This is a genomic window from Pseudomonas sp. PDM16 (assembly GCF_014851865.1).
Taxonomy (GTDB): domain Bacteria; phylum Pseudomonadota; class Gammaproteobacteria; order Pseudomonadales; family Pseudomonadaceae; genus Aquipseudomonas.
Genome location: NZ_JACVAM010000003.1, coordinates 484,242 through 505,404 on the forward strand (window position 1 = coordinate 484,242; position 21,163 = coordinate 505,404).

16 protein-coding genes, 2 tRNA genes, 1 pseudogene and 1 riboswitch are annotated in these 21,163 nt (G+C 64.1%); of the genes and pseudogenes, 5 read left to right on the forward strand and 14 right to left on the reverse strand.

The annotated features are described in order from the left end of the window. Nucleotides 1–45 precede the first annotated feature (45 nt). Entirely contained in the window at nucleotides 46–1,920 is a 1,875-nt protein-coding gene (locus IB234_RS14175; RefSeq protein WP_192319111.1) for a diguanylate cyclase, read from the forward strand. Between the two features lie 100 nt (nucleotides 1,921–2,020). Here IB234_RS14175 and alr read toward each other — a convergent pair whose 3' ends face one another. From alr to rnr, 8 genes are all read right to left on the reverse strand, one after another. Then, nucleotides 2,021–3,094 (reverse strand): alanine racemase, encoded by a 1,074-nt coding sequence (alr, locus tag IB234_RS14180; protein WP_192318777.1) that lies wholly within the window; start codon nucleotides 3,092–3,094, stop codon nucleotides 2,021–2,023. Between the two features lie 202 nt (nucleotides 3,095–3,296). Then, nucleotides 3,297–4,691, reverse strand: coding sequence for a replicative DNA helicase (gene dnaB / locus IB234_RS14185; RefSeq protein ID WP_043310394.1), 1,395 nt, complete (start codon nucleotides 4,689–4,691; stop codon nucleotides 3,297–3,299). A gap of 150 nt (nucleotides 4,692–4,841) precedes the next feature. Further along, nucleotides 4,842–5,288 carry a 50S ribosomal protein L9 gene (gene rplI / locus IB234_RS14190; RefSeq protein WP_192318779.1) on the reverse strand — a complete coding sequence of 149 codons (447 nt, stop codon included), beginning with the start codon at nucleotides 5,286–5,288 and terminating at the stop codon, nucleotides 4,842–4,844. A gap of 21 nt (nucleotides 5,289–5,309) precedes the next feature. Next, nucleotides 5,310–6,203, reverse strand: coding sequence for a hypothetical protein (locus tag IB234_RS14195; RefSeq protein ID WP_043310392.1), 894 nt, complete (start codon nucleotides 6,201–6,203; stop codon nucleotides 5,310–5,312). Nucleotides 6,204–6,240: 37 nt separating this feature from the next. Next, nucleotides 6,241–6,471, reverse strand: coding sequence for a 30S ribosomal protein S18 (gene rpsR, locus IB234_RS14200; protein ID WP_043310391.1), 231 nt, complete (start codon nucleotides 6,469–6,471; stop codon nucleotides 6,241–6,243). A gap of 28 nt (nucleotides 6,472–6,499) precedes the next feature. Continuing rightward, nucleotides 6,500–6,913, reverse strand: coding sequence for a 30S ribosomal protein S6 (rpsF, locus tag IB234_RS14205; RefSeq protein ID WP_043310390.1), 414 nt, complete (start codon nucleotides 6,911–6,913; stop codon nucleotides 6,500–6,502). Between the two features lie 161 nt (nucleotides 6,914–7,074). Then, nucleotides 7,075–7,845 (reverse strand): 23S rRNA (guanosine(2251)-2'-O)-methyltransferase RlmB, encoded by a 771-nt coding sequence (gene rlmB / locus IB234_RS14210; protein WP_192318781.1) that lies wholly within the window; start codon nucleotides 7,843–7,845, stop codon nucleotides 7,075–7,077. Next, on the reverse strand, nucleotides 7,842–10,370 hold the full coding sequence (rnr, locus tag IB234_RS14215; protein WP_192318783.1) for a ribonuclease R: 2,529 nt from the start codon (nucleotides 10,368–10,370) through the stop codon (nucleotides 7,842–7,844). The genes rlmB and rnr overlap by 4 nt, the downstream gene beginning before the upstream one ends. Before the next feature lie 196 nt (nucleotides 10,371–10,566). Between rnr and IB234_RS14220 the strand changes: the two genes are divergently transcribed. Both IB234_RS14220 and IB234_RS14225 read left to right on the forward strand, forming a co-directional pair. Beyond that, nucleotides 10,567–10,653: transfer RNA gene (locus tag IB234_RS14220), tRNA-Leu, on the forward strand. A 107-nt stretch (nucleotides 10,654–10,760) separates the two neighbouring features. After that, a tRNA-Leu gene (locus IB234_RS14225) sits at nucleotides 10,761–10,847 on the forward strand. A gap of 108 nt (nucleotides 10,848–10,955) precedes the next feature. Here IB234_RS14225 and IB234_RS24405 read toward each other — a convergent pair. The 3 genes and pseudogenes from IB234_RS24405 to IB234_RS14235 form a co-directional block, all read right to left on the reverse strand. Beyond that, complete coding sequence (locus IB234_RS24405) at nucleotides 10,956–11,840, reverse strand: methyl-accepting chemotaxis protein (protein WP_412547923.1); 885 nt, start codon at nucleotides 11,838–11,840, stop codon at nucleotides 10,956–10,958. Continuing rightward, nucleotides 11,814–12,932 (reverse strand): annotated as a pseudogene (locus IB234_RS24410) (HAMP domain-containing protein); the annotation flags it as partial. The pseudogene IB234_RS24410 and the gene IB234_RS24405, both read right to left, overlap by 27 nt. A 98-nt stretch (nucleotides 12,933–13,030) precedes the next feature. After that, nucleotides 13,031–14,473 carry a TolC family outer membrane protein gene (locus IB234_RS14235; protein WP_192318787.1) on the reverse strand — a complete coding sequence of 481 codons (1,443 nt, stop codon included), beginning with the start codon at nucleotides 14,471–14,473 and terminating at the stop codon, nucleotides 13,031–13,033. Between the two features lie 224 nt (nucleotides 14,474–14,697). Continuing rightward, a riboswitch (TPP riboswitch) is annotated at nucleotides 14,698–14,804 on the forward strand. Between the two features lie 80 nt (nucleotides 14,805–14,884). On the opposite strand from IB234_RS14235, the gene thiC reads away from it, so the two are divergent. Together thiC and cytX are read left to right on the forward strand one after the other, a co-directional pair. Beyond that, on the forward strand, nucleotides 14,885–16,768 hold the full coding sequence (thiC, locus tag IB234_RS14240) for a phosphomethylpyrimidine synthase ThiC (RefSeq protein ID WP_192318789.1): 1,884 nt from the start codon (nucleotides 14,885–14,887) through the stop codon (nucleotides 16,766–16,768). 69 nt (nucleotides 16,769–16,837) lie between these two features. Further along, nucleotides 16,838–18,103, forward strand: coding sequence for a putative hydroxymethylpyrimidine transporter CytX (gene cytX / locus IB234_RS14245; protein ID WP_192318791.1), 1,266 nt, complete (start codon nucleotides 16,838–16,840; stop codon nucleotides 18,101–18,103). On the opposite strand, the gene IB234_RS14250 is transcribed toward cytX, so the two are convergent. The 3 genes from IB234_RS14250 to IB234_RS14260 form a co-directional block, all read right to left on the reverse strand. Then, the gene (locus tag IB234_RS14250; RefSeq protein WP_192318793.1) at nucleotides 18,104–18,856 is read right to left on the reverse strand and encodes an RsiV family protein; all 753 of its coding nucleotides are present in this window, start codon (nucleotides 18,854–18,856) and stop codon (nucleotides 18,104–18,106) included. It lies immediately after the preceding gene. 315 nt (nucleotides 18,857–19,171) lie between these two features. After that, the gene (locus IB234_RS14255; RefSeq protein ID WP_192318795.1) at nucleotides 19,172–20,374 is read right to left on the reverse strand and encodes a DUF1302 family protein; all 1,203 of its coding nucleotides are present in this window, start codon (nucleotides 20,372–20,374) and stop codon (nucleotides 19,172–19,174) included. After that, nucleotides 20,374–21,156 carry an outer membrane lipoprotein-sorting protein gene (locus IB234_RS14260; protein WP_192318797.1) on the reverse strand — a complete coding sequence of 261 codons (783 nt, stop codon included), beginning with the start codon at nucleotides 21,154–21,156 and terminating at the stop codon, nucleotides 20,374–20,376. Before IB234_RS14260 ends, IB234_RS14255 begins: the two co-directional genes overlap by 1 nt. Between the last annotated feature and the right edge of the window lie 7 nt (nucleotides 21,157–21,163).

Below are 21,163 nucleotides of genomic sequence, written 5' to 3' on the forward strand. Positions count from 1 at the left end.
AGGAGTCCCCCGGTGCGATGCTCTCTTGCGCGTGCACTGCTCGTGATGCTTTGCCTGCTCAGCGTGCGGCTGCAGGCGGCGCCCATCCAACTGCAGGCCGACAGTAGCGGGCTGGAGCTGAACGACCGGATCGTGCTGCTGGAAGATGTCGGCGGCAAACTGAGCATCGACGATATGGCCGACCCGGCCGTGCAGGCACGCTTCCAGCCCGCCAATGGCCGCGCCAGTGTCGGCCAGAATGCCAATCCCTGGTGGATCAAGCTGGAATTGCAACGCGCAGCCGATGCGCCGGCGCTGTGGTGGCTGGAGAACGGCGCGGTGACCCAGCTCGACCTGCAGCTATACACGCCCAACGGCCAGGGCGGGTGGAACCTACGCCAATCCGGCGAGAAGGTCACCTTCGCCGAGGGTCGCGACCACGATTACCGGCGCACGTTGTTGCAGTTGCCGGAGCTGGGCGAGGCGCCTCAGACCTTCTACCTGCGCAGTTTCGATCCGGCCGGTAACTCTTTCCCGCTCAAGGTCTGGCAACTGGACGAGCTGGATCACCTGGCCAGCCATGAGAATCTCGGCCTGGGGCTGATCTACGGCATCATCACCGCCCTGTTGCTGTACAACCTGTTCATCTTCTTCACCCTGCGCGACTCCGCCTACTTCTGGTACGTGCTGACCACCACAGGCGCCCTGCTGCTGATCGTCAGCATGAGCGGCCACGGCTTCCAGTACCTGTGGCCCAACGCTCCCGTGCCCTTCTGGCTGGATCGCATCACCCTACCGTCGCTGTGGGGCCTGTGCGCCTGTCGCTTCACCCAGACCCTGTTGCAGACCCGTTTGTATGTCCGCTGGGCGCATCACCTGCTGAGCTTCGCCTGCGTCTGCTACGTGATCGCCGTGGCACTGGAGGCACTCGGCCAGCGAGGCGCCGCGGCCTGGTTGATCGCCCTGCTGTCGCTGACCAGCATCCCGGCGGCGCTCGGCTCGGCAATGATCCGCTGGCGCCAGGGCTACTTCCCGGCCCTGCTCTACCTGTTCGGCTATGGTCTGATCCTCGCCAGCATCAGCCTAGCGCTGCTGCGCTCCACCGGCATCGTCCAGCCGGCCACCTGGAATGCCTATGTCTTTCCGCTGGCGGTAGCGGCCGAATCGATCCTGTTCTCCTTTGCCCTGGCCTACCGCATCCAGATGCTCAAACAGGAGAAGGCCGAGGCCATGCTGCAGGCCGACCGCGAGAAGACCGCACGCCTGGCGCAGATGCAGGCCAGCGCCGACGAACTGCAGGAGGCCGTGCGCCTGCGTACTGCCGAGCTGGCTCAGGCCAACCAGCAGTTGTGCGAGCGCGAAGAGCGTCTGCAGCACGCCGCCTTCCACGATCCACTGACCGAACTGCCCAATCGCCGCTACCTGATCGAGCGTGCCGAAGTCGCCCTGGCCGACGCCCAGCGCCGCGATGAGTCGGTGGCGCTGATGCTGGTGGACCTCGACCACTTCAAGCCGATAAACGACCGCTACGGCCACGACGCCGGTGACCTGATGCTACGCACCATCGGCCATCGCCTGCGCGAGCACGTGCGGGCCAACGATATGGTGGCGCGCCTGGGCGGTGACGAGTTCGCCGTACTGGTGTGCGGCCCGGACGCCCAGCAGCACACCCAGGAAATCGCCGTGCGTCTGCTCGGCGAACTGTCGCGACCGGTACTGTACGGCGCCAACCGCCTGGCGGTAACCATCAGCATCGGCGCGGCCTTCTACCCACAGCACGCGATGCAGTTCGCCGGCCTCTACAAGTCCGCCGACGAGGCCATGTACAGGGCCAAGCAGAAGGGCCGCTCGGGCTTCGTGCTGCAGGGCTGCGACGGCGAGCTGAGCCCACAGACCTGCCTGATGCTGGACGTGCTCAAGGTGCCCAGCGGGCTGAGCTGAATCAGCCACGCTGATGGGTGCTCATCACCCCACGCCCAGGCATCCCGCCGCCAGGGCGGCTATGCACGCCTAGTTCGTCATCCCTCGGACGAATCAGCGATCAGGAATGATAGCGCCGCGGCACCCGCGCCGTGACCTTGGTCAGCAATTCGTAGCCGACAGTACCGGCGGCCTGGGCAACGTCATCCACCGGCAGGTTGGCGCCCCATAGCTCAACGGCGTCACCGACCTTGGCCTCGGGCAGATCGGTAAGGTCGACCGTCAACATGTCCATGGACACACGACCGGCCAACGGCACGCGCCGCCCATCGATCCAGACCGGCGTGCCGGCAGGTGCATGGCGCGGATAGCCATCGGCATATCCGCAGCACACGGTACCTATGCGCGAAGGACGCTCGGCGATCCAACCACCGCTGTAGCCGACACTCTCCCCCTCCGCCACATCGCGCACGGCGATCAGCTGCGCGCTGAGGGTCATGGCCGGTTTCAGGCCCAGCTCGGCGGCAGACAGGTCGGCGAACGGCGTGGCGCCGTAGAGCATGATGCCAGGGCGAATCCAATCCATGTGCGCGGCCGGAATCATCAGCAGGGCGGCAGAGTTGGCCAGACTGCGCTGGTCGAAATCGAGGTCGAGCAGGTCGAGGAAGCACTCCAGCTGCAGCTCATTCAGGCTGTGACCACGCTCGTCGGCACAGGCGAAGTGGCTCATCAGATTCAGTTCGGCTACCTGCGGGGCGCTACGCAGGCGGGGGAAATACTGACGCACTGCTTCCGGAGAAAGCCCCAGGCGATGCATGCCGGAGTCGAGCTTGAACCAGACGTTCAGTGGCCGCGACAGCTCGGCGGCCAACAGTGCCTCAAGCTGTTCAGAGCTTTGCAACACCAGATCCAGGCCAAGGTGGGCGACCATCGGCAGCTCATCGACGGAGAAGCAGCCCTCCAGCAACAGAATGCGCGCCTCGCCGTGCATGGCACGCACTTCCGCAGCCTCCGCCAGGCTGGCCACGGCAAAACCATCAGCCTCCTGCAGCACACTGACCACCTCACGCACGCCGTGCCCGTAGGCATTCGCCTTGACCACGGCGAAGGCCTGCCGGCCTGGCGCACAACGCTTGGCCAGCGCGTAGTTATGGCAGACGGCTTCCAGATCGATGGCAGCGACGAGGGGGCGCATGGGCAACTTCCGAAAAGAAAACGGGCGCCCATCTTAACCGCTGGGCACCCGTTTTCATTGATCCAGGCCGGGCCCTTCACCGGTTAAACCGTTGCGAGTGACTCGGCACAAGGTAGGAGGAGTGAGCTCAATGGCTCATGCGAATGACGAGCACCGAGCACCACAGCCCATGGATCGCAGGGCAGGTTGGCCCCTTGAAGGGTCAGTCTTCCTCGAAGTTGTACAGCCCCGGTGCGAGGTTGTCGAAGCGCGTGTACTTGCCGATGAAGGCCAGGCGGCAGGTGCCGATGGGGCCGTTACGCTGCTTGCCGATGATGATCTCGGCGACGCCCTTGTACTCGGTCTCCGGGTGATACACCTCGTCGCGGTAGACGAACATGATGATGTCGGCGTCCTGCTCGATCGCCCCGGATTCCCGCAGGTCGGAGTTGACCGGGCGCTTGTTGGGGCGCTGTTCCAGCGAGCGGTTGAGCTGCGACAGGGCGATCACCGGGCAGTTGAACTCCTTGGCCAGCGCCTTGAGCGAGCGCGAGATCTCGGAAATCTCGTTGGTGCGGTTGTCGCCGCTTGATCCCGGGATACGCATCAGTTGCAGGTAGTCGACCATGATCATGCCGATCTCACCGTGCTCGCGCGCCAGACGGCGGGCGCGGGCGCGCATCTCGGTCGGCGAGATGCCGGCGGTATCGTCGATGAACAGCTTGCGCTCGTTGAGCAGGTTGACCGCCGAGGTCAGGCGCGGCCAGTCGTCGTCATCCAGCTTGCCGGAACGCACCTTGGTCTGGTCGATGCGGCCGAGCGAGGAGAGCATACGCATCACGATCGAGTCGCTGGGCATCTCCAGGGAGAACACCAGGATTACCTTGTCGGAACGCAGCACGGCGTTCTCCACCAGGTTCATGGCGAAGGTGGTCTTACCCATGGACGGACGGCCGGCGACGATCACCAGGTCGGCCGGCTGCAGGCCGCTGGTCATGCCATCTAGGTCGGTGAAGCCGGTGGAGATGCCGGTCAGGCCCTCGTTGGTGTTGAACAGCTCGTCGATGCGGTCGATGGTCTTGACCAGTATCTCGTTGATCCCCACCGGTCCGCCGACCTTGGGCCGCGCCTCGGCGATCTGGAAGATCTGCCGCTCGGCCTCGTCGAGCACTTCCACCGCACTCTTGCCCTGGGGGGCGTAGGCCATGTCGGCGATGTCGTTGCTGATGCCGATCAGCTGGCGCAGGGTGGCGCGCTCGCGGGTGATCTGCGCATAGGCCTTGATGTTGGCCACGGACGGAGTGTTGTTGACCAGCTCGCCGAGGTAGCCGAGGCCGCCGACCTGGCTCAGGTGACCTTCCTTGTCCAGCTGCTCGGACACGGTGACCACGTCGAACGGCGAGTTGCGCTCGGCCAGGGTGACGATGGAGCGGAAGATCAGGCGGTGGTCATGGCGGTAGAAGTCGCCATCGGACACCGCATCCGAGACCCGTTCCCAGGCATTGTTGTCCTTCATCAGACCGCCCAGCACGGCCTGCTCGGCCTCGATGGAATGCGGCGGCACCTTGAGTGCGGCGGTTTCCAGGTCGTACTGCTGGGGGACGCTGATATCGTTCATGGCACCTGTGATTCCGAAAAGCGCAGAGGCTTTGGCAAAGGCCCACTTTGCAAAAGGCTCTAGAAAAAACAACGGGCACGCACCGCAAAGCGGTGAGTGCCCGATTGTCGGCAGGCTCGCACCTTCGTGCAAGCCCGCAGGTCGCATGCCTTAGGCTGCTACCACGATCACCTTGACGGTGGCTTCTACGTCGGTGTGCAGGTGCACAGCAACGTCGAATTCGCCGACCTGGCGGATGGTACCGTTCGGCAGACGCACTTCGGCTTTGGACACTTCAACGCCAGAGGCGGTCAGTGCTTCGGCGATGTCGTGGGTACCGATGGAACCGAACAGCTTGCCTTCGTCACCGGCCACGGCAGTGATGGTGACTTCCAGCTCGGCCAGCTGAGCAGCACGAGATTCGGCGGAAGCCTTCTTCTCGGCAGCGGCTTTTTCCAGCTCGGCGCGACGAGCTTCGAACGCAGCAACGTTCTCAGCGGTAGCGGCGGTGGCCTTGCCTTGCGGCAGCAGGTAGTTACGACCGTAACCGGCCTTGACGTTCACCTTGTCGCCCAGGTTGCCCAGGTTGGCGATTTTTTCCAGCAGGATAACTTCCATTTGGGTCTTACCTCTTAACTTTTAACCTTCACCGTTCGCGGGACCGGCGCCGTTATTGCGCGTTCGGCGACCGCGAAAATCCATCAGACTGTCGATGGTGGCCGCAGCCACCAGTAACGGATAAACCAGCTGCATAAACAGCAGCAGCGACACGTACAGCCCCACCAGCCAGAAGCGCGCCAGGCGCCCTGTTGCGGCCAGGCCATGCAGCAGAGCCACACCGGCAAACGCCAGGGGCACACTGCACAGCGGCGTCAGCATGGCCAGCTCCAGACCCAGATTGGGCGCCAGAAGCATGACCGCCAACAGCCCGAAGGCCAGCGGTGCAGGCAAGCGCAGGGCACGAAACTCGAGCCCGAAGCCGCCGGGGTTGTACAGCGCCGCCTGCCAGTACCGCCCGAGCATCAGGCAGAGCAGGCTGACGATCTGCAGCAACGCAGCCATCAATCCGGTGAGCACCGGGGCGATCAGCGCCTCCAGGCGGGTCCGCTCTTCTACCGACATCTGTTGGTAGACCCCATCGAGCATTTGCGGCATCAGCTTGTACAGCTCACCCGCCATTGCTGTGATGGGTTCGCGGAACACCGCACCCAGAATCACGCCATACACCAGACCAAGGGGGATGCTGGCCAGCACAACCCTCACCCAGGAGTGACCGGCGCGCAACAACAACGCCAGCCCCAGCGAACCGAGCAGCACCAGCAAGGTGCGCGGTTCGCCGAAATGCCACCAGACCACGGCCGGTAGCATCGCCCAGGCGAGGATGCCAACGGCATCTCTCGGCCCCCGCCGCAGCAGCACTAGGCAACTGGCAGCGGCGCTCAACCAGAACAACAGCGGCACTGCCGCCGAACCGACCACCACTAGGGTGGCCTGCATGCGGCCGCGCATGATGAAATCAGCCAAGGCGCGCATGCGATTTATCCCTTACTACGAAATCGACGGTCTGCTATCAACGGCCGTGGCTGTCGGTGTAGGGCAGCAGGGCCAGGTAGCGGGCGCGCTTGATAGCGACGGCCAGCTGACGCTGGTACTTGGCCTTGGTACCGGTGATACGGCTAGGAACGATCTTGCCGGTTTCGGATACGTAGGCTTTCAGGGTGTTGAGATCTTTGAAGTCGATCTCTTTCACGCCTTCAGCGGTGAAACGGCAGAATTTACGACGACGGAAGAAACGTGCCATGAATGTGGCTCCTCAATAGATCCGTGGATTACTCGTCAGCGTTGTCGCTGTTGTCACCGTCTTCGCCTTCGGCGGATTCGGTTTCAACGCGCTCACGGCGCTCGCGGCGCTCGCTGCGGTTTTCTTCGGCCTTGAGCATCTCGGACTGACCGGTAACGGCTTCGTCGCGACGGATGACCAGGTTACGGATCACGGCGTCGTTGTAGCGGAAGTTGTCTTCCAGCTCGGCCAGGGCTTTGCCGCTGCACTCAACGTTCAGCATCACGTAGTGAGCCTTGTGAACATTGTTGATGGCGTAGGCCAGCTGGCGACGACCCCAGTCTTCCAGGCGGTGGATTTTGCCGCCGTCTTCTTCGATCAGCTTGGTGTAACGCTCGACCATGCCGCCGACTTGCTCGCTCTGGTCCGGGTGAACCAGGAAGATGATTTCGTAATGACGCATGAATGCTCCTTACGGGTTGTAGCCTGCCAACAGAAGGTGGTCAGGCAAGGAGTGAATGACTCGTTTGAACTTGCCGAAGCGAAGGCGCGCAAGCGCCTGCCGTCACGGCAAGGGGCGACATTCTAGAGAAGCCCCCTGCCGCACGCAAGGCGAATTGGCGATTATTTGAACAGCCGTCCGGCCTTGGGCATGACCGCGCGGCGCTGGCGCACCGCCTCGAACAGACAGACGCCGGTGGCGACCGAGACGTTGAGACTGCTGACGCTGCCGCCCATCGGCAGCTTCACCAGATAGTCGCAGTGCTCGCGGGTCAGGCGGCGCATACCCTTACCCTCGGCGCCCATGACCAGCACCGTGGGGCCGGTCATGTCGAGCTGATACAGCTCCTGATCGACCTCGCCGGCGGTGCCGACGATCCACAAGCCTTTCTTCTGCAGCTTTTCCAGGGTGCGCGCCAGGTTGGTCACCGCCACCAGCGGGATCACCTCGGCGGCGCCGCAAGCCACCTTGCGCACGGTGGCGTTGAGGGTGGCCGACTTGTCCTTGGGCACGATCACCGCCTGGGCGCCGGCGGCATCGGCGGTGCGCAGGCAGGCGCCGAGGTTGTGCGGGTCGGTCACGCCGTCCAGCACCAGCAACAGCGCCGGGCCTTCGCTACGCTCGAGCAGCTCGTCGAGCATGTTCTCGCCCCACACCTGGCTCGGGCTGACCTCAGCGACCACACCCTGGTGCACGCCCTCGGCCCACTCATCCAGTTCCTGGCGATCTTTGTTGCCGACCGGGACGCGATTCTGCCCAGCCAGCTCCAGCAGGGTCTGCACCCGCGGGTCCTGGCGACTCTCGGCCAGCCACAGCTGCTTGACCCGCTTGGGATGGTGGCGCAGCAATGCCTCGACGGCATGCACGCCGTAGACCTTCTCCAGCTGGCTCATCGCTTCGCCTTACGCTTGCTGCTCGGCTTGCCGGCCGCAGGCGCGGCGCCGCCCGACTTGGGCGCACCCTTGCGATGGGACGAAGGCTTCTTGGCCGCACCACTCTTGCTCGCAGGTGCCTTACCGCCGCTTTTCTTGGCGCCATCGAGCAGCGCCTTCTTCACGTCGCGGCTCTTCTGCACGTCGGCATTGCCGAAGCCGGCAGACTTCGGCGCAGGCTTCTTGCGCCCGTCGCTACCGGCACGGCCGCGGCCGGCCGGCGCCTTGTCGGCCTTGCCTTCGCTCAGCTCGAACTCGATCTTGCGCTCGTCCAGATCGACGCGCATGACCTTCACTTCCACGCTGTCGCCGAGGCGGAAGCTACGCCCGCTGCGCTCGCCGGACAGACGATGGTGCACCGGGTCGAAGTGGTAGTAGTCGCCCGGCAGCGCGGTGACGTGGACCAGACCTTCGACATAGATATCCTTCAGCTCGACGAAGATGCCGAAGCCGGTCGCCGCAGTGATCACACCTTCGAAGGTCTCGCCGACGCGATCCTGCATGAACTCGCACTTGAGCCAGTTGACCACGTCACGGGTCGCCTCGTCGGCACGACGCTCGGTCATCGAGCACTGCTCGCCGAGTTTCTCCAGCGCCGCCTCGTCGTACGGATAGATGCGTGCCTTGGGCATGCTCGCCGCACCAGCGCGCTGCACGTGCTTGGTCTCACGTTTGGAACGAATCACGCTGCGAATGGCGCGATGCACCAGCAGGTCCGGGTAACGGCGGATCGGCGAAGTGAAGTGGGTATAGGCCTCGTAATTCAGACCGAAGTGGCCGTTGTTGTCAGCGCTATACACCGCCTGGCTCAGCGAGCGCAGCATCACGGTCTGGATCAGATGGAAGTCCGGACGCCCCTGAATGCTGGCCAGCAGCTTCTGGTAGTCCTTTGGCACCGGCGCCTGCTTGCCCTTGTGCAGGGCCAGACCCAGCTCACCGAGGAATGCCTTGAGCTTCTCCACGCGCTCGGCCGGCGGGCCATCGTGCACGCGGTACAGCGAAGGCATCGAGTGATCGAGCATGAAGCGCGCGGTGGCCACGTTAGCCGCCAGCATGCATTCCTCGATCAGCTTGTGTGCGTCGTTGCGCTGGGTCGGACGGATCTCGGCGATCTTGCGCCCGGCACCGAAGACGATACGCGTCTCCTGGGTCTCGAAGTCGATGGCGCCACGCTCGTGACGGGCGGCCAGCAGCACCTGATACAGGGAGTAGAGCTGCTTGAGGTGCGGCAGGACTTCCTTGTATTCCTCGCGCAGGGACTTGCCTTCGCTGCTCTTGGGCTGCTCCAGCATGTAGCTGACCTTGTTGTAGGTCAGGCGCGCATGGGAGTGGATGACCGCCTCGTAGAACTGGTAGTCGACCAGCTCGCCGGACTTGGACATGCTCATTTCGCAGACCATGGCCAGACGGTCGACGTGCGGGTTCAGCGAGCACAGACCGTTGGACAGCTCTTCCGGCAGCATGGGCACCACGCGCTCGGGGAAGTACACCGAGTTGCCGCGCTTCTGCGCCTCTTCGTCCAGCGCCGAACCGACCTTGACGTAGTGCGACACGTCAGCGATGGCGACATAGAGCTTCCAGCCGCCGGAGAACAGCTTCCAGCGGCTGCTGTTCTTCTCGCAATAGACAGCATCGTCGAAGTCGCGGGCGTCCTCGCCATCAATAGTGACGAACGGCAGGTGACGCAGGTCGACCCGGTTCTCCTTGTCCTTCTCTTCCACCTGCGGCTTGAGCTTGCGCGCTTCTTTAGTCACTGCATCCGGCCAGACATGCGGGATGTCGTAGCTGCGCAGCGCCACGTCGATCTCCATGCCCGGCGCCATGTAGTTGCCGATCACTTCAACGATGTCGCCCTGCGGCTGGAAGCGCGAAGTCGGCCAGTGGGTGATCTTGATCGCGACGAACTGGCCGATCCTGGCACCGCCAGTACGCCCCGGAGTAACCAGCACTTCTTGCTGGATCTTCGGATTGTCGGCCTCGACGAAGCCGATGCCGGCCTCCTCGAAGTAGCGACCGACGATAGTCTCATGGGCACGTTCGATGACTTCGACGATGGCGCCCTCGCGGCGACCACGGCGGTCCAGACCGGAGACGCGGGCCAGTACGCGGTCGCCATCGAACACCAGGCGCATCTGCGCCGGGCTGAGGAACAGGTCGTCACTGCCGTCATCCGGGATCATGAAGCCGAAGCCGTCGCGGTGGCCGCTGATACGACCGCGGAGCAGGTCGAGCTTATCAACAGGCGCGTAGGTGCCGCGGCGGGTGTAGATAAGCTGGCCGTCGCGTTCCATGGCGCGCAGGCGGCGACGCAGCGCTTCGAGCTGCTCGTCGGTGGTCAGACTGAACTCCTCCACCAGCTCCTCGCGGGCAGCGGGCGAACCGCGCTCGGACAGGTGCTGCAGGATCAGCTCGCGGCTGGGAATGGGGTTGTCGTATTTTTCCGCCTCACGGGCGGCCTCGGGATCGAGGGATTGCCAATCGGCCATTAAGTGAAATCACCTTTACGCATATATAGATGGTGTGCCATGCCCCTATTGAAGCGCGAAACGGCATCGGGGGTCAGCACAATAATTTTTTCGCCATCAGGGGTTTACAAGCAAAAGGGTGCTCCGTATAGTTCGCGCCCACAGCGTTGCTGAGACGTTGTAACACGGAAGCGACTGAGTAATCATAGTTTCCCGTGCCCAGGTGGCGGAATTGGTAGACGCACTAGGTTCAGGTCCTAGCGGTGGCAACACCGTGGAAGTTCGAGTCTTCTCCTGGGCACCACTCTTCAGAAACCGAGCCAAACAGCTCGGTTTCGCTTTTAACGGAGCAGCTTCCGTACCGTGAAAACGGTGAATGCTGCAAAAGTCGGCGAGCAATTGTCGCAATGTGCCCAGGTGGCGGAATTGGTAGACGCACTAGGTTCAGGTCCTAGCGGTGGCAACACCGTGGAAGTTCGAGTCTTCTCCTGGGCACCACTCTTCAAAGCAAAACCGAGCTAATGGCTCGGTTTTGTCTTTTCTGGTGTCTGCAAATCTCTGCAGCAGGAGCAGCCCCAGGTCGGGCTACTCCCCACGCCCAGGCCGTCAGACCTTGAACTGGGCGAAGCTAGCCTTGAGCTGAGCCACCAGGCCATCCACCACCCTGCCGCTGGCCACTGTCTCACTGACCGCCTGCGCTGCACGCTGGGCCTCGCTGTGAATCACCTCAACCCGACCGCGCACAGCCGAGGCACCATCGGCCTGGTGGGCAGCGGAACGGGTCGCGGTGTCGATCGCACCATGTACCTCGTCCACCGACGCCTGCACAGACTGCTGCAGGCGCGCGCTGTCGCGCAGCGCCTGCAATCCTTCGGCCGCCTGGCCGCCGGCCTGACCGATCACAGCCACCGCCTCGCGCGCCCCCTGCTGCAAAGCAGTAATGTGAGCCTGGATGTCGCCGGTGGATTGCTGGGTCTTGCTCGCCAGGGCACGCACCTCGTCGGCGACCACGGCAAAGCCTCGACCACTCTCTCCCGCCCGCGCCGCCTCGATAGCCGCATTCAAGGCCAGCAGGTTGGTCTGCTCGGCGATGGACTGGATAACCGTCAGCACCACCTCGATCTGCTCACTCTGCTTGGCCAGCTTCTCGATTACCGCCGAGCCGCTGTCGACCCGCGCCACCAGCGCCTCGATCAGGCTGCCGACCTTGCTGGCGATAGCGGCATTCTCATGGGCCGCCTGGCGGATCGCCGCGACACGCTGCTGAGCATCATGCATGGCCCGGCTCTCGGCCTGGGCCGCCGCCGCCATCTCCTCCAGTGCTTGCAGGCTGCCAGCCACCTCATCGCGCTGGCGCCCAGCCGCCGCTTCAGCCGCAGCGCTACGCTGGGCCAGGCTGCGAATCTCCTCACCGGTGCGCTGTGCCACTTCACCCGCTTCGCGGACGATGGGTTGCAGCTTGGCGATGAACCGGTTGACCGCATCGGCCATCTCGCCGACCTCGTCGTTGCTGTCCAACTGTACCCGGCGAGTCAGATCCCCCTCGCCGGCAGCCAGGTCCTTGAGCGCGGCGATCAACAGCTGCAGGCGACTGAGCACACGCCAGCCAAGCACCAAGGCCACAACGGCCAGGGTCAGCAGACCGACCACCAGCAGGCCACTCGCAATTCGCCAGCGCAGGCTTTCGGCAGCCTGCTGCACAGTCTCGCTGCCGTTGCGCGCCATGTCGGTGGTAGCCTGCTCAGCCAGCTGCAGGCGTTGCTGCAGGGCCTGAGTGCTGTCTTGGGCTGCGCCGGAGAGACTCTTATCCACCAGCTCGCCCGCGCTGCCGACCAGGGTGGCGAAACGAGCATCCAGCGCGGTCAACTCCTGCTCCACGCCGTCCAGCGACATGCCCAGTTGCACCTTGCCGATGGGCGCCCCCATTGGATTGATCTCCACCTCGACCAGATGCACCTTGGGATCACGTGAAGCAGCGTCAACCAACTTGGCCAGCGCAGTATCTCCCTGCCCCACCGCCACCAACTCGCGCACGCGCGGATTGCTGCGGTTGAAGTTGCGCGTCAGACGCTGCCCCTGAGCGTCGTAGAACACGGCGAAAAGCACGGCCGGATCACGCTGGACAATACGAGTCAGTGCGGTCAAAGCCGGGGCGTCGTTGTCCCAGATGGCCTTGGGTGCAACACCAGCGAGCAACTGAGCGATGGAGCTGCCCGACTGCTTGAGATTCTCTTCCAGCACCTGGCGCAACTGCGTCTGTTCATCCTTGAGCTGACCTGTCAGTCCACCGGAAAGGCGCTGGCGAGTATTGGTGGAGAGCGCAGCCAGGCCGGCGCGCATCTCATCCTCGGCACTGCCCAACTCGTCGGCAAGGCGCTGGCTCTCGCCCCCCAGACGCTGGGTCAAGTCGTTGACCAGGCTATCGACAGTGGCGCGCGTCAGCCAGACGGCGATGCCGACCTGCGCCAGCATGGCGAGCCCGAGGGCAATGAATACGGGGCGCAGCAACCGACTGCGCAACAGCGAGAACAGAACGGACACAACGAAACTCCTTCCGGTCAGGCGACCTGATGCCAATTGCATCGGCCGCGCTCAGCAAAGCTGTAGCTAAGCAAGGTATAGGCCAAATGCCAGCATAAAAAAAAGCCCCGCAGATGCGGGGCTTCGATTTCGCGTGTCGATCAGTACTCCGGGTTGCCCCTAAGCTGAGATTCCGCAGCCTTGGCCAGATCCGGAGGCAGGAAGTCCTGGTCTGGGTTGTAATCCGGCTTGAGGAAGCTGGACAGAGCTTCCAGATCGGTCGGTGCCAGCGTTCCGGCGGCCTGTTTCAGACGCAGGTTATTGAGGATGTAATCGTAGCGGGCATCGTTGTAGTTGCGCACCGAACTGTATAGCTGGCGCTGGGCATCGAGCACGTCGACGATGTTACGTGTACCGACCTGGTAGCCAATCTCGGTGGCCTCCAGGGCGCTCTGGTTGGAGATGATCGACTGGCGGCGCGCTTGCACGGTTTCCACGTCGGTATTCACCGCACGGTGCAGGTTACGGGTGTTTTCCACGACCTGGCGGCGCAGGCTTTCGCGCTCCTGTTCGCTCTGGGTCAGGCGATGGTAGGCCTCGCGCACCTGGGAGCTGGTCAGGCCGCCGCTGTAGATCGGGATGTTCAGCTGCAGGCCGATGCTGGTCTGTTCGGCATCGCCGTTATAGGGTGAGGACAGATCGTTGTTGGTGAAGCCGAGGGAGTCGTTGTCCCCCTTCTGATACTGAGCCACGGCGTCCAAGGTCGGCGCATGGCCAGCCTTGTTCTGACGCAGAGTCTCTTCGGCAGCATCCACCGCGTAGTTGCTGGCCTGCAGGTTGAGGTTCTGCTGGGCGGCGGTATCAACCCAGGCCTTGGCGTCGTTCGGCGTCGGCGCCAGCACCGGCAGCGTGTGCAGGATGCCCTCTATGGACGCGTACTCGCGATTGGTCAGGGTGACCAGCGCCTGGAAGGAGTCCTCCACGGCACGCTGAGCCAGGATGCGGTTGGCACGGGCGGTGTCGTAGCCAGCCTGGGCCTCAAGCACATCGGTCTTGTCCGACAGGCCCACGTCGAAGCGCTCGTTGGCCTGATCCAGCTGGCGCTTGAACGCCGCTTCCTCGGCTTTGGTCGAGGCCAGAGTGTCTTGGGCGCGCAGCACAGCGAAGTAGGTCTCGGCGCTCTGCAGGATCAGGTTCTGCTCGGTAGCGGAGAGCTGCAAAGCGTACTGTTGATCAGTGGCCTTGGCCGCCTGGAACTGGAACCAGCGGTCGGCGCGGAACAGTGGCTGATTCAAGCTGGCGCGGTAGGACAGGCCGCTGCGTGAGGCGCTTACGTTGCCGGCGCGGGTATCCACGTCGGTCTCGGTGTTCATCGAATCGGCACCGGCGGAAAGATTGGGCAGCAAGCCGGCACGAGCCTGCGGCACCACTTCGCTGATGGCGGAGTAATTGGCACGAGCGGCAGCCAGGTCGGCGTTGTTCTTCACCGCCTCGTTGTAGACGGTGACCAAGTCGGTCTTGGTCGCCAGGGGAGCGTCTTCAGCCCAGGCCATTCCTGAAGTGGCAGCAGCTACTGCGAGCGCCAGAGAGAGTCTGCGTAGCATGATCAGTCCTAGATACGGGGAGAGGAATCGGGCAAGGCTAAGGCTGCGGCTGGCGGCGGTCAAGGCGGGCGCAACGCAACGGCAGGCCGGTTTTCGACAAGCTTTGTTGCTTGCTCGCAACAATGCCACTGCCGCACCGCTCAGGCCTGGGGATTCCCGACGAAATGCCTGGCCGGCCGCCGGCTCCGATTGTTGTTCTGGGTCAACCTTGATTAGACTGCCGACTGTTCTTGTCGGGGTGCCCAGAGTCGTGGGCTGAGATCGGATAGTTCCGGATCCCGTTGAACCTGATCAGGTTAACGCCTGCGTAGGGAACAAGATGTCCTCGCCATTCGGCGAGTTCTCTCGCGCCAGTCATGGCGCGCCTTCCGTCATCAGGTTCGCTCCGACATCCCGCAAGGAGCCGAGCCGATGAGCAGCAAACAACAAGTACACCTGAGCGAAAGCGCCCGCGTCGACCAACAGTCCGTGCAGCCCTTCCCGCGCTCGCAGAAGGTCTATGTACAGGGCTCGCGCCCGGACATCCGCGTGCCGATGCGCGAGATCAGCCTGGACGTCACCCCCACCGCCTTCGGCGGCGAGATCAACCCACCGGTCACCGTCTACGACACCTCCGGCCCCTACACCGACCCGAACGTGCAGATCGATGTGCGCCAGGGCCTGGCCGATGTGCGCAGCGCCTGGATCGATGATCGTGGCGACACCGAACGCCTCGACGGCCTGTCCTCCGAGTTCGGCCAGCGCCGCCTGAACGACGCCGAGCTGACCGCCATGCGCTTCGCCCACGTGCGCAACCCGCGCCGCGCCAAGGCCGGCAAGAACGTCAGCCAGATGCACTACGCCCGCCAAGGCATCATCACGCCCGAGATGGAATACGTCGCCATCCGCGAGAACATGAAGCTGGCCGAGGCCCGCGAAGCCGGCCTGCTCAAGGAGCAACACGGAGGCCAGAGCTTCGGCGCCTCGATCCCGAAAGAGATCACCGCCGAGTTCGTGCGCGAGGAAGTCGCCCGCGGCCGCGCCATCATCCCGGCCAACATCAACCACGTGGAGCTGGAGCCGATGATCATCGGCCGCAACTTCCTGGTGAAGATCAACGGCAATATCGGCAACTCGGCTTTGGGTTCCTCCATTGAAGAAGAAGTGGCCAAGCTGACCTGGGGCATCCGCTGGGGCTCGGACACGGTGATGGACCTGTCCACCGGCAAGCACATTCACGAGACCCGCGAGTGGATCATCCGCAACTCGCCAGTGCCGATCGGCACGGTGCCGATCTACCAGGCCCTGGAAAAGGTCAACGGCATCGCCGAGGACCTGACCTGGGAGCTGTTCCGCGACACCCTGATCGAGCAGGCCGAACAAGGCGTGGACTACTTCACCATCCACGCCGGCGTGCTGCTGCGCTATGTACCGCTGACCGCCAAGCGGGTCACCGGCATCGTCTCGCGCGGTGGTTCGATCATGGCCAAGTGGTGCCTGGCGCACCATAAGGAGAATTTCCTCTATACGAACTTCGAGGAAATCTGCGAAATCATGAAGGCCTACGACGTCAGCTTCTCGCTGGGCGACGGCCTGCGTCCGGGCTCCATCGCCGACGCCAACGACGCCGCGCAGTTCGGTGAGCTGGAGACCCTCGGCGAGCTGACCAAGATCGCCTGGAAGCACGACGTGCAGTGCATGATCGAAGGCCCCGGCCACGTGCCCATGCAGCTCATCAAGGAGAACATGGACAAGCAGCTGGAGTGCTGCGACGAGGCGCCGTTCTACACCCTCGGCCCGCTGACCACCGATATCGCGCCGGGCTACGACCACATCACCTCGGGCATCGGCGCCGCCATGATCGGCTGGTTCGGTTGCGCCATGCTCTGCTACGTCACGCCCAAGGAACACCTGGGCCTGCCGAACAAGGATGACGTGAAGACCGGGATCATCACCTACAAGATCGCCGCCCACGCCGCCGACCTCGCCAAGGGTCACCCGGGCGCGCAGATCCGCGACAACGCCCTGTCCAAGGCGCGCTTCGAGTTCCGCTGGGAAGACCAGTTCAACCTCGGCCTCGACCCGGACACCGCCCGTGCCTTCCACGACGAAACCCTGCCGAAGGATTCGGCCAAGGTGGCGCACTTCTGCTCCATGTGCGGGCCGAAGTTCTGCTCGATGAAGATCACCCAGGAAGTGCGCGACTACGCCAAGGAAAACGGCCTGACCGACGAACAGAAGGCCATCGAGGCCGGTTTCGCCGAACAGGCCGAACGCTTCAAGGACGAAGGTGCGGTGATCTACAAGCAGGTCTGAGCCCTGCCCTTGCCAGGCCCCGCGCAGTTCTCGGGGCCTGTTTATTCCCCTGCAGAGAATAATAACGAAGTGAACACGCCCAACTATTCACCCAACCTCGCCGTGCCGCTGACCGAACGCGCCTTTAGCGCCCGCGACCTGCTCGTGCTGTGGTTCTCCCTCGGCATGGGCCTGATGGTGCTGCAGGCCGGCGCCCTGCTCGCGCCAGGCCTGGGCCTGGCCGGCGCCCTGCTGGCCATCGTGCTCGGCGTGGCGCTCGGCGCCCTGCTGCTCGGCGCGGTAGGTGTGATCGGCAGCGACACCGGCATGGCCTCGATGGCTGCCCTGCGCCTCAGCCTCGGCCGCCACGGCGCAACCCTACCGGCACTGCTCAACCTGCTGCAGCTGATCGGCTGGGGCGCGTTCGAGATCATCGTCATGCGTGACGCCGCCAGCCTGCTGGTCGGCAAGTACCTGGGCGCGGACAGCGCCTGGATCAACGCCACCCTGTGGACCCTGGTGTTCGGCGCCCTGGCCACCCTGCTGGCAGTGGCCGGCCCGCTGGCCTTCGTTCGTCGCGTGTTGCGCCAGTGGGGCATCTGGCTACTGCTCGGCGCCTGCGCCTGGCTGACCTGGAACCTGTTCGCCAAGGCCGACATGGCCGCACTGTGGGCTCGCCCGGGTGATGGTTCGATGAGCTTCGCCCTGGGCTTCGACCTGGCCATCGCCATGCCGCTGTCCTGGCTGCCGCTGATCGCCGACTACTCGCGCTTCGGCAAGCGTGCTGGCGGCATATTCGCCGGCGCGGCGCTGGGCTTCTTCGTCGGCTGCCTGTGGTTGATGAGCCTGGGCGTGGCCTACACCCTGGCCTTCGCTGCACCGGAAGAGGCCAACAGCCTGCTGCTGGCCCTGGCCGGTGCTGGCATGGGTATCCCGCTGCTGCTGATCCTGCTCGACGAGTCGGAGAAGGCCTTCGCCGACATCCACTCGGCCGCCGTCTCCAGCGGCACCCTGCTGCCGCTCAAGGTCGAGCACCTGGCGCTGGCAATCGGCGTGCTCTGCACCCTGATCGCCTGGTTCGCCCCGCTGGCGCAGTACGAGCACTTCCTGCTGCTGATCGGTTCGGTGTTCGCCCCGCTGTTCGGCGTGGTGCTGATGGACCACTTCGTCCTGCGCCGCCGCCAGCTGCCGAGCAGCGTGCCGCTGCTGCGCTGGGACAGCCTGCTGGCCTGGGCCTGCGGCGTGGCCACCTTCCATGTGCTGGTCAGCTTCTACCCCGCCGTCGGCGCCACCCTGCCGGCGCTGAGCCTGGCCGCCGCCCTGCAACTGCTGCTGGGCAAGCTGGCCGGGCGCTGATCAGCCGCGACCAGGGAAGTAGAAAGGTTTGACGATGCCGTTAAGCCGCGAGTAGGGAATGCGTAACTCGGGATGGCCACTGGCGTACGGCGCGATGCGACCGACCTCGTACTTGAGCATCACCGAGTCGCGCAGCAGGGCCACATTGGCGGTGCGGGCGAAGGGCCACTCGGCCTGGTATTCCAGGTCATCGCCCAGGCCGCTGGACTTGAGCCAGGCCTGGTGCGCCAACTCGGCCTGCTGCCAGAAGGCGGTCTCTCCGTCCGGCAGCAGCAGGTCGTCCAGGCTCAGCAGGCGACCCTTCTCACGGTCGTAGTTGAGGTAGGCGCGCCCGGGGATGCCATGGGCGCCGCCGGTGAAGCGATAGCTGGACAGCTCGATCACCACCAGGCGGTCGTGCTGCTCCAGCACCTTGGCCTGCAGGTAGCTCATCCAGCCCGGTTTGGCCGTGGCCAGAAACTCTCGCTCGTAGATCTGCAGCGAGGGCGACGGCGGATCACCCGGCAGCTCGATGGTCAGTTTGAGCAGCTCCTGCTCGATGCGCGCATTCAGCTCGGGCAGCTCGTCGAAACGCTGCACGTCGACATTGATCAACGGGCACTCCTTGCCTTCGCAGCCCGGCGCGCGATGCTCCCAGGCGTCACGCGTGACGGGCAGCGCCGACGACTTGGGCTTGGCGGCGAGCAGTATTGCCTGGCACCCGCTCAGCAACAGCGAGAGAGACAGCAGGCCGGCAACAGCAATGGGACGCATGGACTTTCCTCGGGACGGCAACGGGCGTTTCGACTATTCACGACGCCGGGCGTTCCCGGCGCGCGCGGCCATTGTCGCCGCACGCGCCTTGCCATCCAAGCCCATCCGCAACTCGCCCAGAACCTGTTTACGAGCTTCTGGACTACAGCCGGACAAGGCGCTACGCCAGTAACAGCCTCCGGCGGGTCAAAGCGCCGAGGAACGGACGGGGCCCGCATTCGGGTTTACGAGCTGTAAATGGGCATTCCGAGACGCCGCGTCCCGGACTGCTTTTAACGCCGTATGGCCGGCGACCAGGAGATCGTAAACCGGTTCTCAAAGGCTGAAGTCGCGGCGTACCTGCAGGTAGAGACGATCACGGTTATCGAACTGACCGTACTGGGTAGTCTGCCCGCCGCTGAAAGCGATGTAGCCCGTCTCCAGGTACCACTGGTTCCACGGTCGGTAGCCGAGGTTGGCCTTGACCATGTGGCTGCTCTGCACTTCTCGGTTGTACAGCCAAAGGATGCCGGCGTTGAGGCGCTGCTTGGACCAGTCCTTGAGCACCGCCGCCGATGCTTCCCAACCGGTCTCACGCTGCAGGCTGGCCGGCGCGCCGTGGCGATGACTGACCGTGGCCTGCAAGTTCACCGTCCATTCGTTGCGAGTCAGGTCGAGGCCGAGCAGCGCCGCCGACTTGGGCACGTTGTCGGCGCCTTCCGGGGTCTGCAGCGGTTCGTTGAACAGGTACACAAGATCGCCGCGCACCACCCAGTCGCCAGCCGGGCGGGCGAACGAGGCGCCGACCAGACTACGGCGGCGCTGTTGCTCGACCATCTGCCCCTTCTCCACCACGTATAGAGGATCAGGACTGAGGCCGTCGAACAGATAGAAGTCCAGGTCAGTACCGTCGACCAGCATCTTTCCGCGCCAGCCGATATCCGGTCGCTCGTGCTCGTCGTCCTCGGCCAGTCCCTCCGGCCGGCCAGCGATGGCAAAGTCGGCACCGGCTGGCGCGTAGCGGGTGGTTTTGGTCTTGGGAGCGACGACGAACTGCTGCTCCAGGCTGCCGCCGTAGATCTCCACCACAGCCATCGGCCGGGTCTGGCGACCGAGGGAGTAGTCGTCGATATAGGGCAGCAGGAACTCGCGCAGGTCCAGCGGGTTGAGCACATCGACCAGTCGGAAGTAGTCGCCGCGGCCCCAGGCGATCTGCTGCTGACCGAGGCGCCACTGCCAGTTGTCGCCGGCCCAGGTGACGTACAACTCGCGCAGCTCCTGGTCGGACTCCATACGATCCTCCAGCTTGCCTCCAGCATCGTCATACTGGCTGCGGTAGCGTCCGAGCAGCACACTGTCGAGGGTCCAGTTGCCCTCGCTGATACGACTTTCCAGCAGCGCCTCGGCCCGATGGCCGGAGCTGCTGGCATCGGTGGCGTCATGATGGTAGCTGTCTTCCAGGTAGCCGCGACTGCTGAAGGTCGCCGCGGCCAGCGGCAGGCTGGTAAGACCCAACAGACCGATAAACACTGCACGCATCAGCGGACCCCATTGCGCAGGGCGCGCTCGCTGAAGTTCTGGTCAGCCAGATCCAGGTTGTAGTCGGCGGCGGTACGCAGCAGCCGGGTCTGGCCTCCCTCGACCAGGTTGCTCATCAGCGACTCGTTGACCGTCCAGAAACCTTCCACCTCGGCTACATCCACCACCTCGAAGGTCTTGATCTGACGACCGCCCCGAAAGAACTCGTCGCGCAGGATCAGGTTGCGCTCACGGTCGATATACACCAGGCGCTGGCTGTAGCCAGTGCGCGGATTTTCCAGGCCGTCGGCGGTGCGCGCGTCGATCACGTAGACAGGCCGGCCCTTGAACTCTTCCTCGCGCAACAGCTTGTACTGGTAGTCGTCGACACGCATGCGCTCGATGTCGGCGAAGGAGAAGTCGGTGCCGAGGAACGGGCCTTCCTTGGAGTTGGTGGCGATGCGCCGGGTCTTGCGCAGCGCCGGCAGGTACAGCCACTGGTCGTCTTCACGGGCCTGAGCCTCGGCGTAGCTGTGCATGAGGATGCCGGTGCCGGCAGTGTCACTGGGCGCAGTGAAGTACAGGGTGGACTTGCGTTCCTCGCCATACTCCTTCTCCAGCATCAGCAGCTTGCGCTCGCGGACGAAACCATCGGCCATGGTCTGCACCAGGGTCACTTCGGAGCGACGGTCCTGGCCTTCATCACGGTCACGCACGGTGCGCATGATGGTAGTGGGGTCGAGAGCCTCGGCCAGGGCCGGCAGACTCAGCAGCAGGCCGAGGGCGATCAGGGAAATACGCATGGAAAAC

Excerpts from the sequence above, each read along its gene's own strand:
- rnr (WP_192318783.1), bottom strand. The coding sequence starts at position 10,370 with ATGGCCGATTGGCAATCCCTCGATCCCGAGGCCGCCCGTGAGGCGGAA.
- rpsF (WP_043310390.1), bottom strand. The coding sequence starts at position 6,913 with ATGCGTCATTACGAAATCATCTTCCTGGTTCACCCGGACCAGAGCGAG.
- rpsR (WP_043310391.1), bottom strand. The coding sequence starts at position 6,471 with ATGGCACGTTTCTTCCGTCGTCGTAAATTCTGCCGTTTCACCGCTGAA.
- thiC (WP_192318789.1), top strand. The coding sequence starts at position 14,885 with ATGAGCAGCAAACAACAAGTACACCTGAGCGAAAGCGCCCGCGTCGAC.
- rlmB (WP_192318781.1), bottom strand. The coding sequence starts at position 7,845 with ATGAGCCAGCTGGAGAAGGTCTACGGCGTGCATGCCGTCGAGGCATTG.
- dnaB (WP_043310394.1), bottom strand. The coding sequence starts at position 4,691 with ATGAACGATATCAGCGTCCCCCAGCAGTACGACCTGGAAACCGCCGCA.
- IB234_RS14235 (WP_192318787.1), bottom strand. The coding sequence starts at position 14,473 with ATGCTACGCAGACTCTCTCTGGCGCTCGCAGTAGCTGCTGCCACTTCA.
- IB234_RS14255 (WP_192318795.1), bottom strand. The coding sequence starts at position 20,374 with ATGCGTGCAGTGTTTATCGGTCTGTTGGGTCTTACCAGCCTGCCGCTG.
- IB234_RS14195 (WP_043310392.1), bottom strand. The coding sequence starts at position 6,203 with ATGCGCGCCTTGGCTGATTTCATCATGCGCGGCCGCATGCAGGCCACC.
- rplI (WP_192318779.1), bottom strand. The coding sequence starts at position 5,288 with ATGGAAGTTATCCTGCTGGAAAAAATCGCCAACCTGGGCAACCTGGGC.
- IB234_RS14260 (WP_192318797.1), bottom strand. The coding sequence starts at position 21,156 with ATGCGTATTTCCCTGATCGCCCTCGGCCTGCTGCTGAGTCTGCCGGCC.
- IB234_RS24405 (WP_412547923.1), bottom strand. The coding sequence starts at position 11,840 with ATGGCCGATGCGGTCAACCGGTTCATCGCCAAGCTGCAACCCATCGTC.
- alr (WP_192318777.1), bottom strand. The coding sequence starts at position 3,094 with ATGCGCCCCCTCGTCGCTGCCATCGATCTGGAAGCCGTCTGCCATAAC.
- IB234_RS14175 (WP_192319111.1), top strand. The coding sequence starts at position 46 with ATGCTTTGCCTGCTCAGCGTGCGGCTGCAGGCGGCGCCCATCCAACTG.
- IB234_RS14250 (WP_192318793.1), bottom strand. The coding sequence starts at position 18,856 with ATGCGTCCCATTGCTGTTGCCGGCCTGCTGTCTCTCTCGCTGTTGCTG.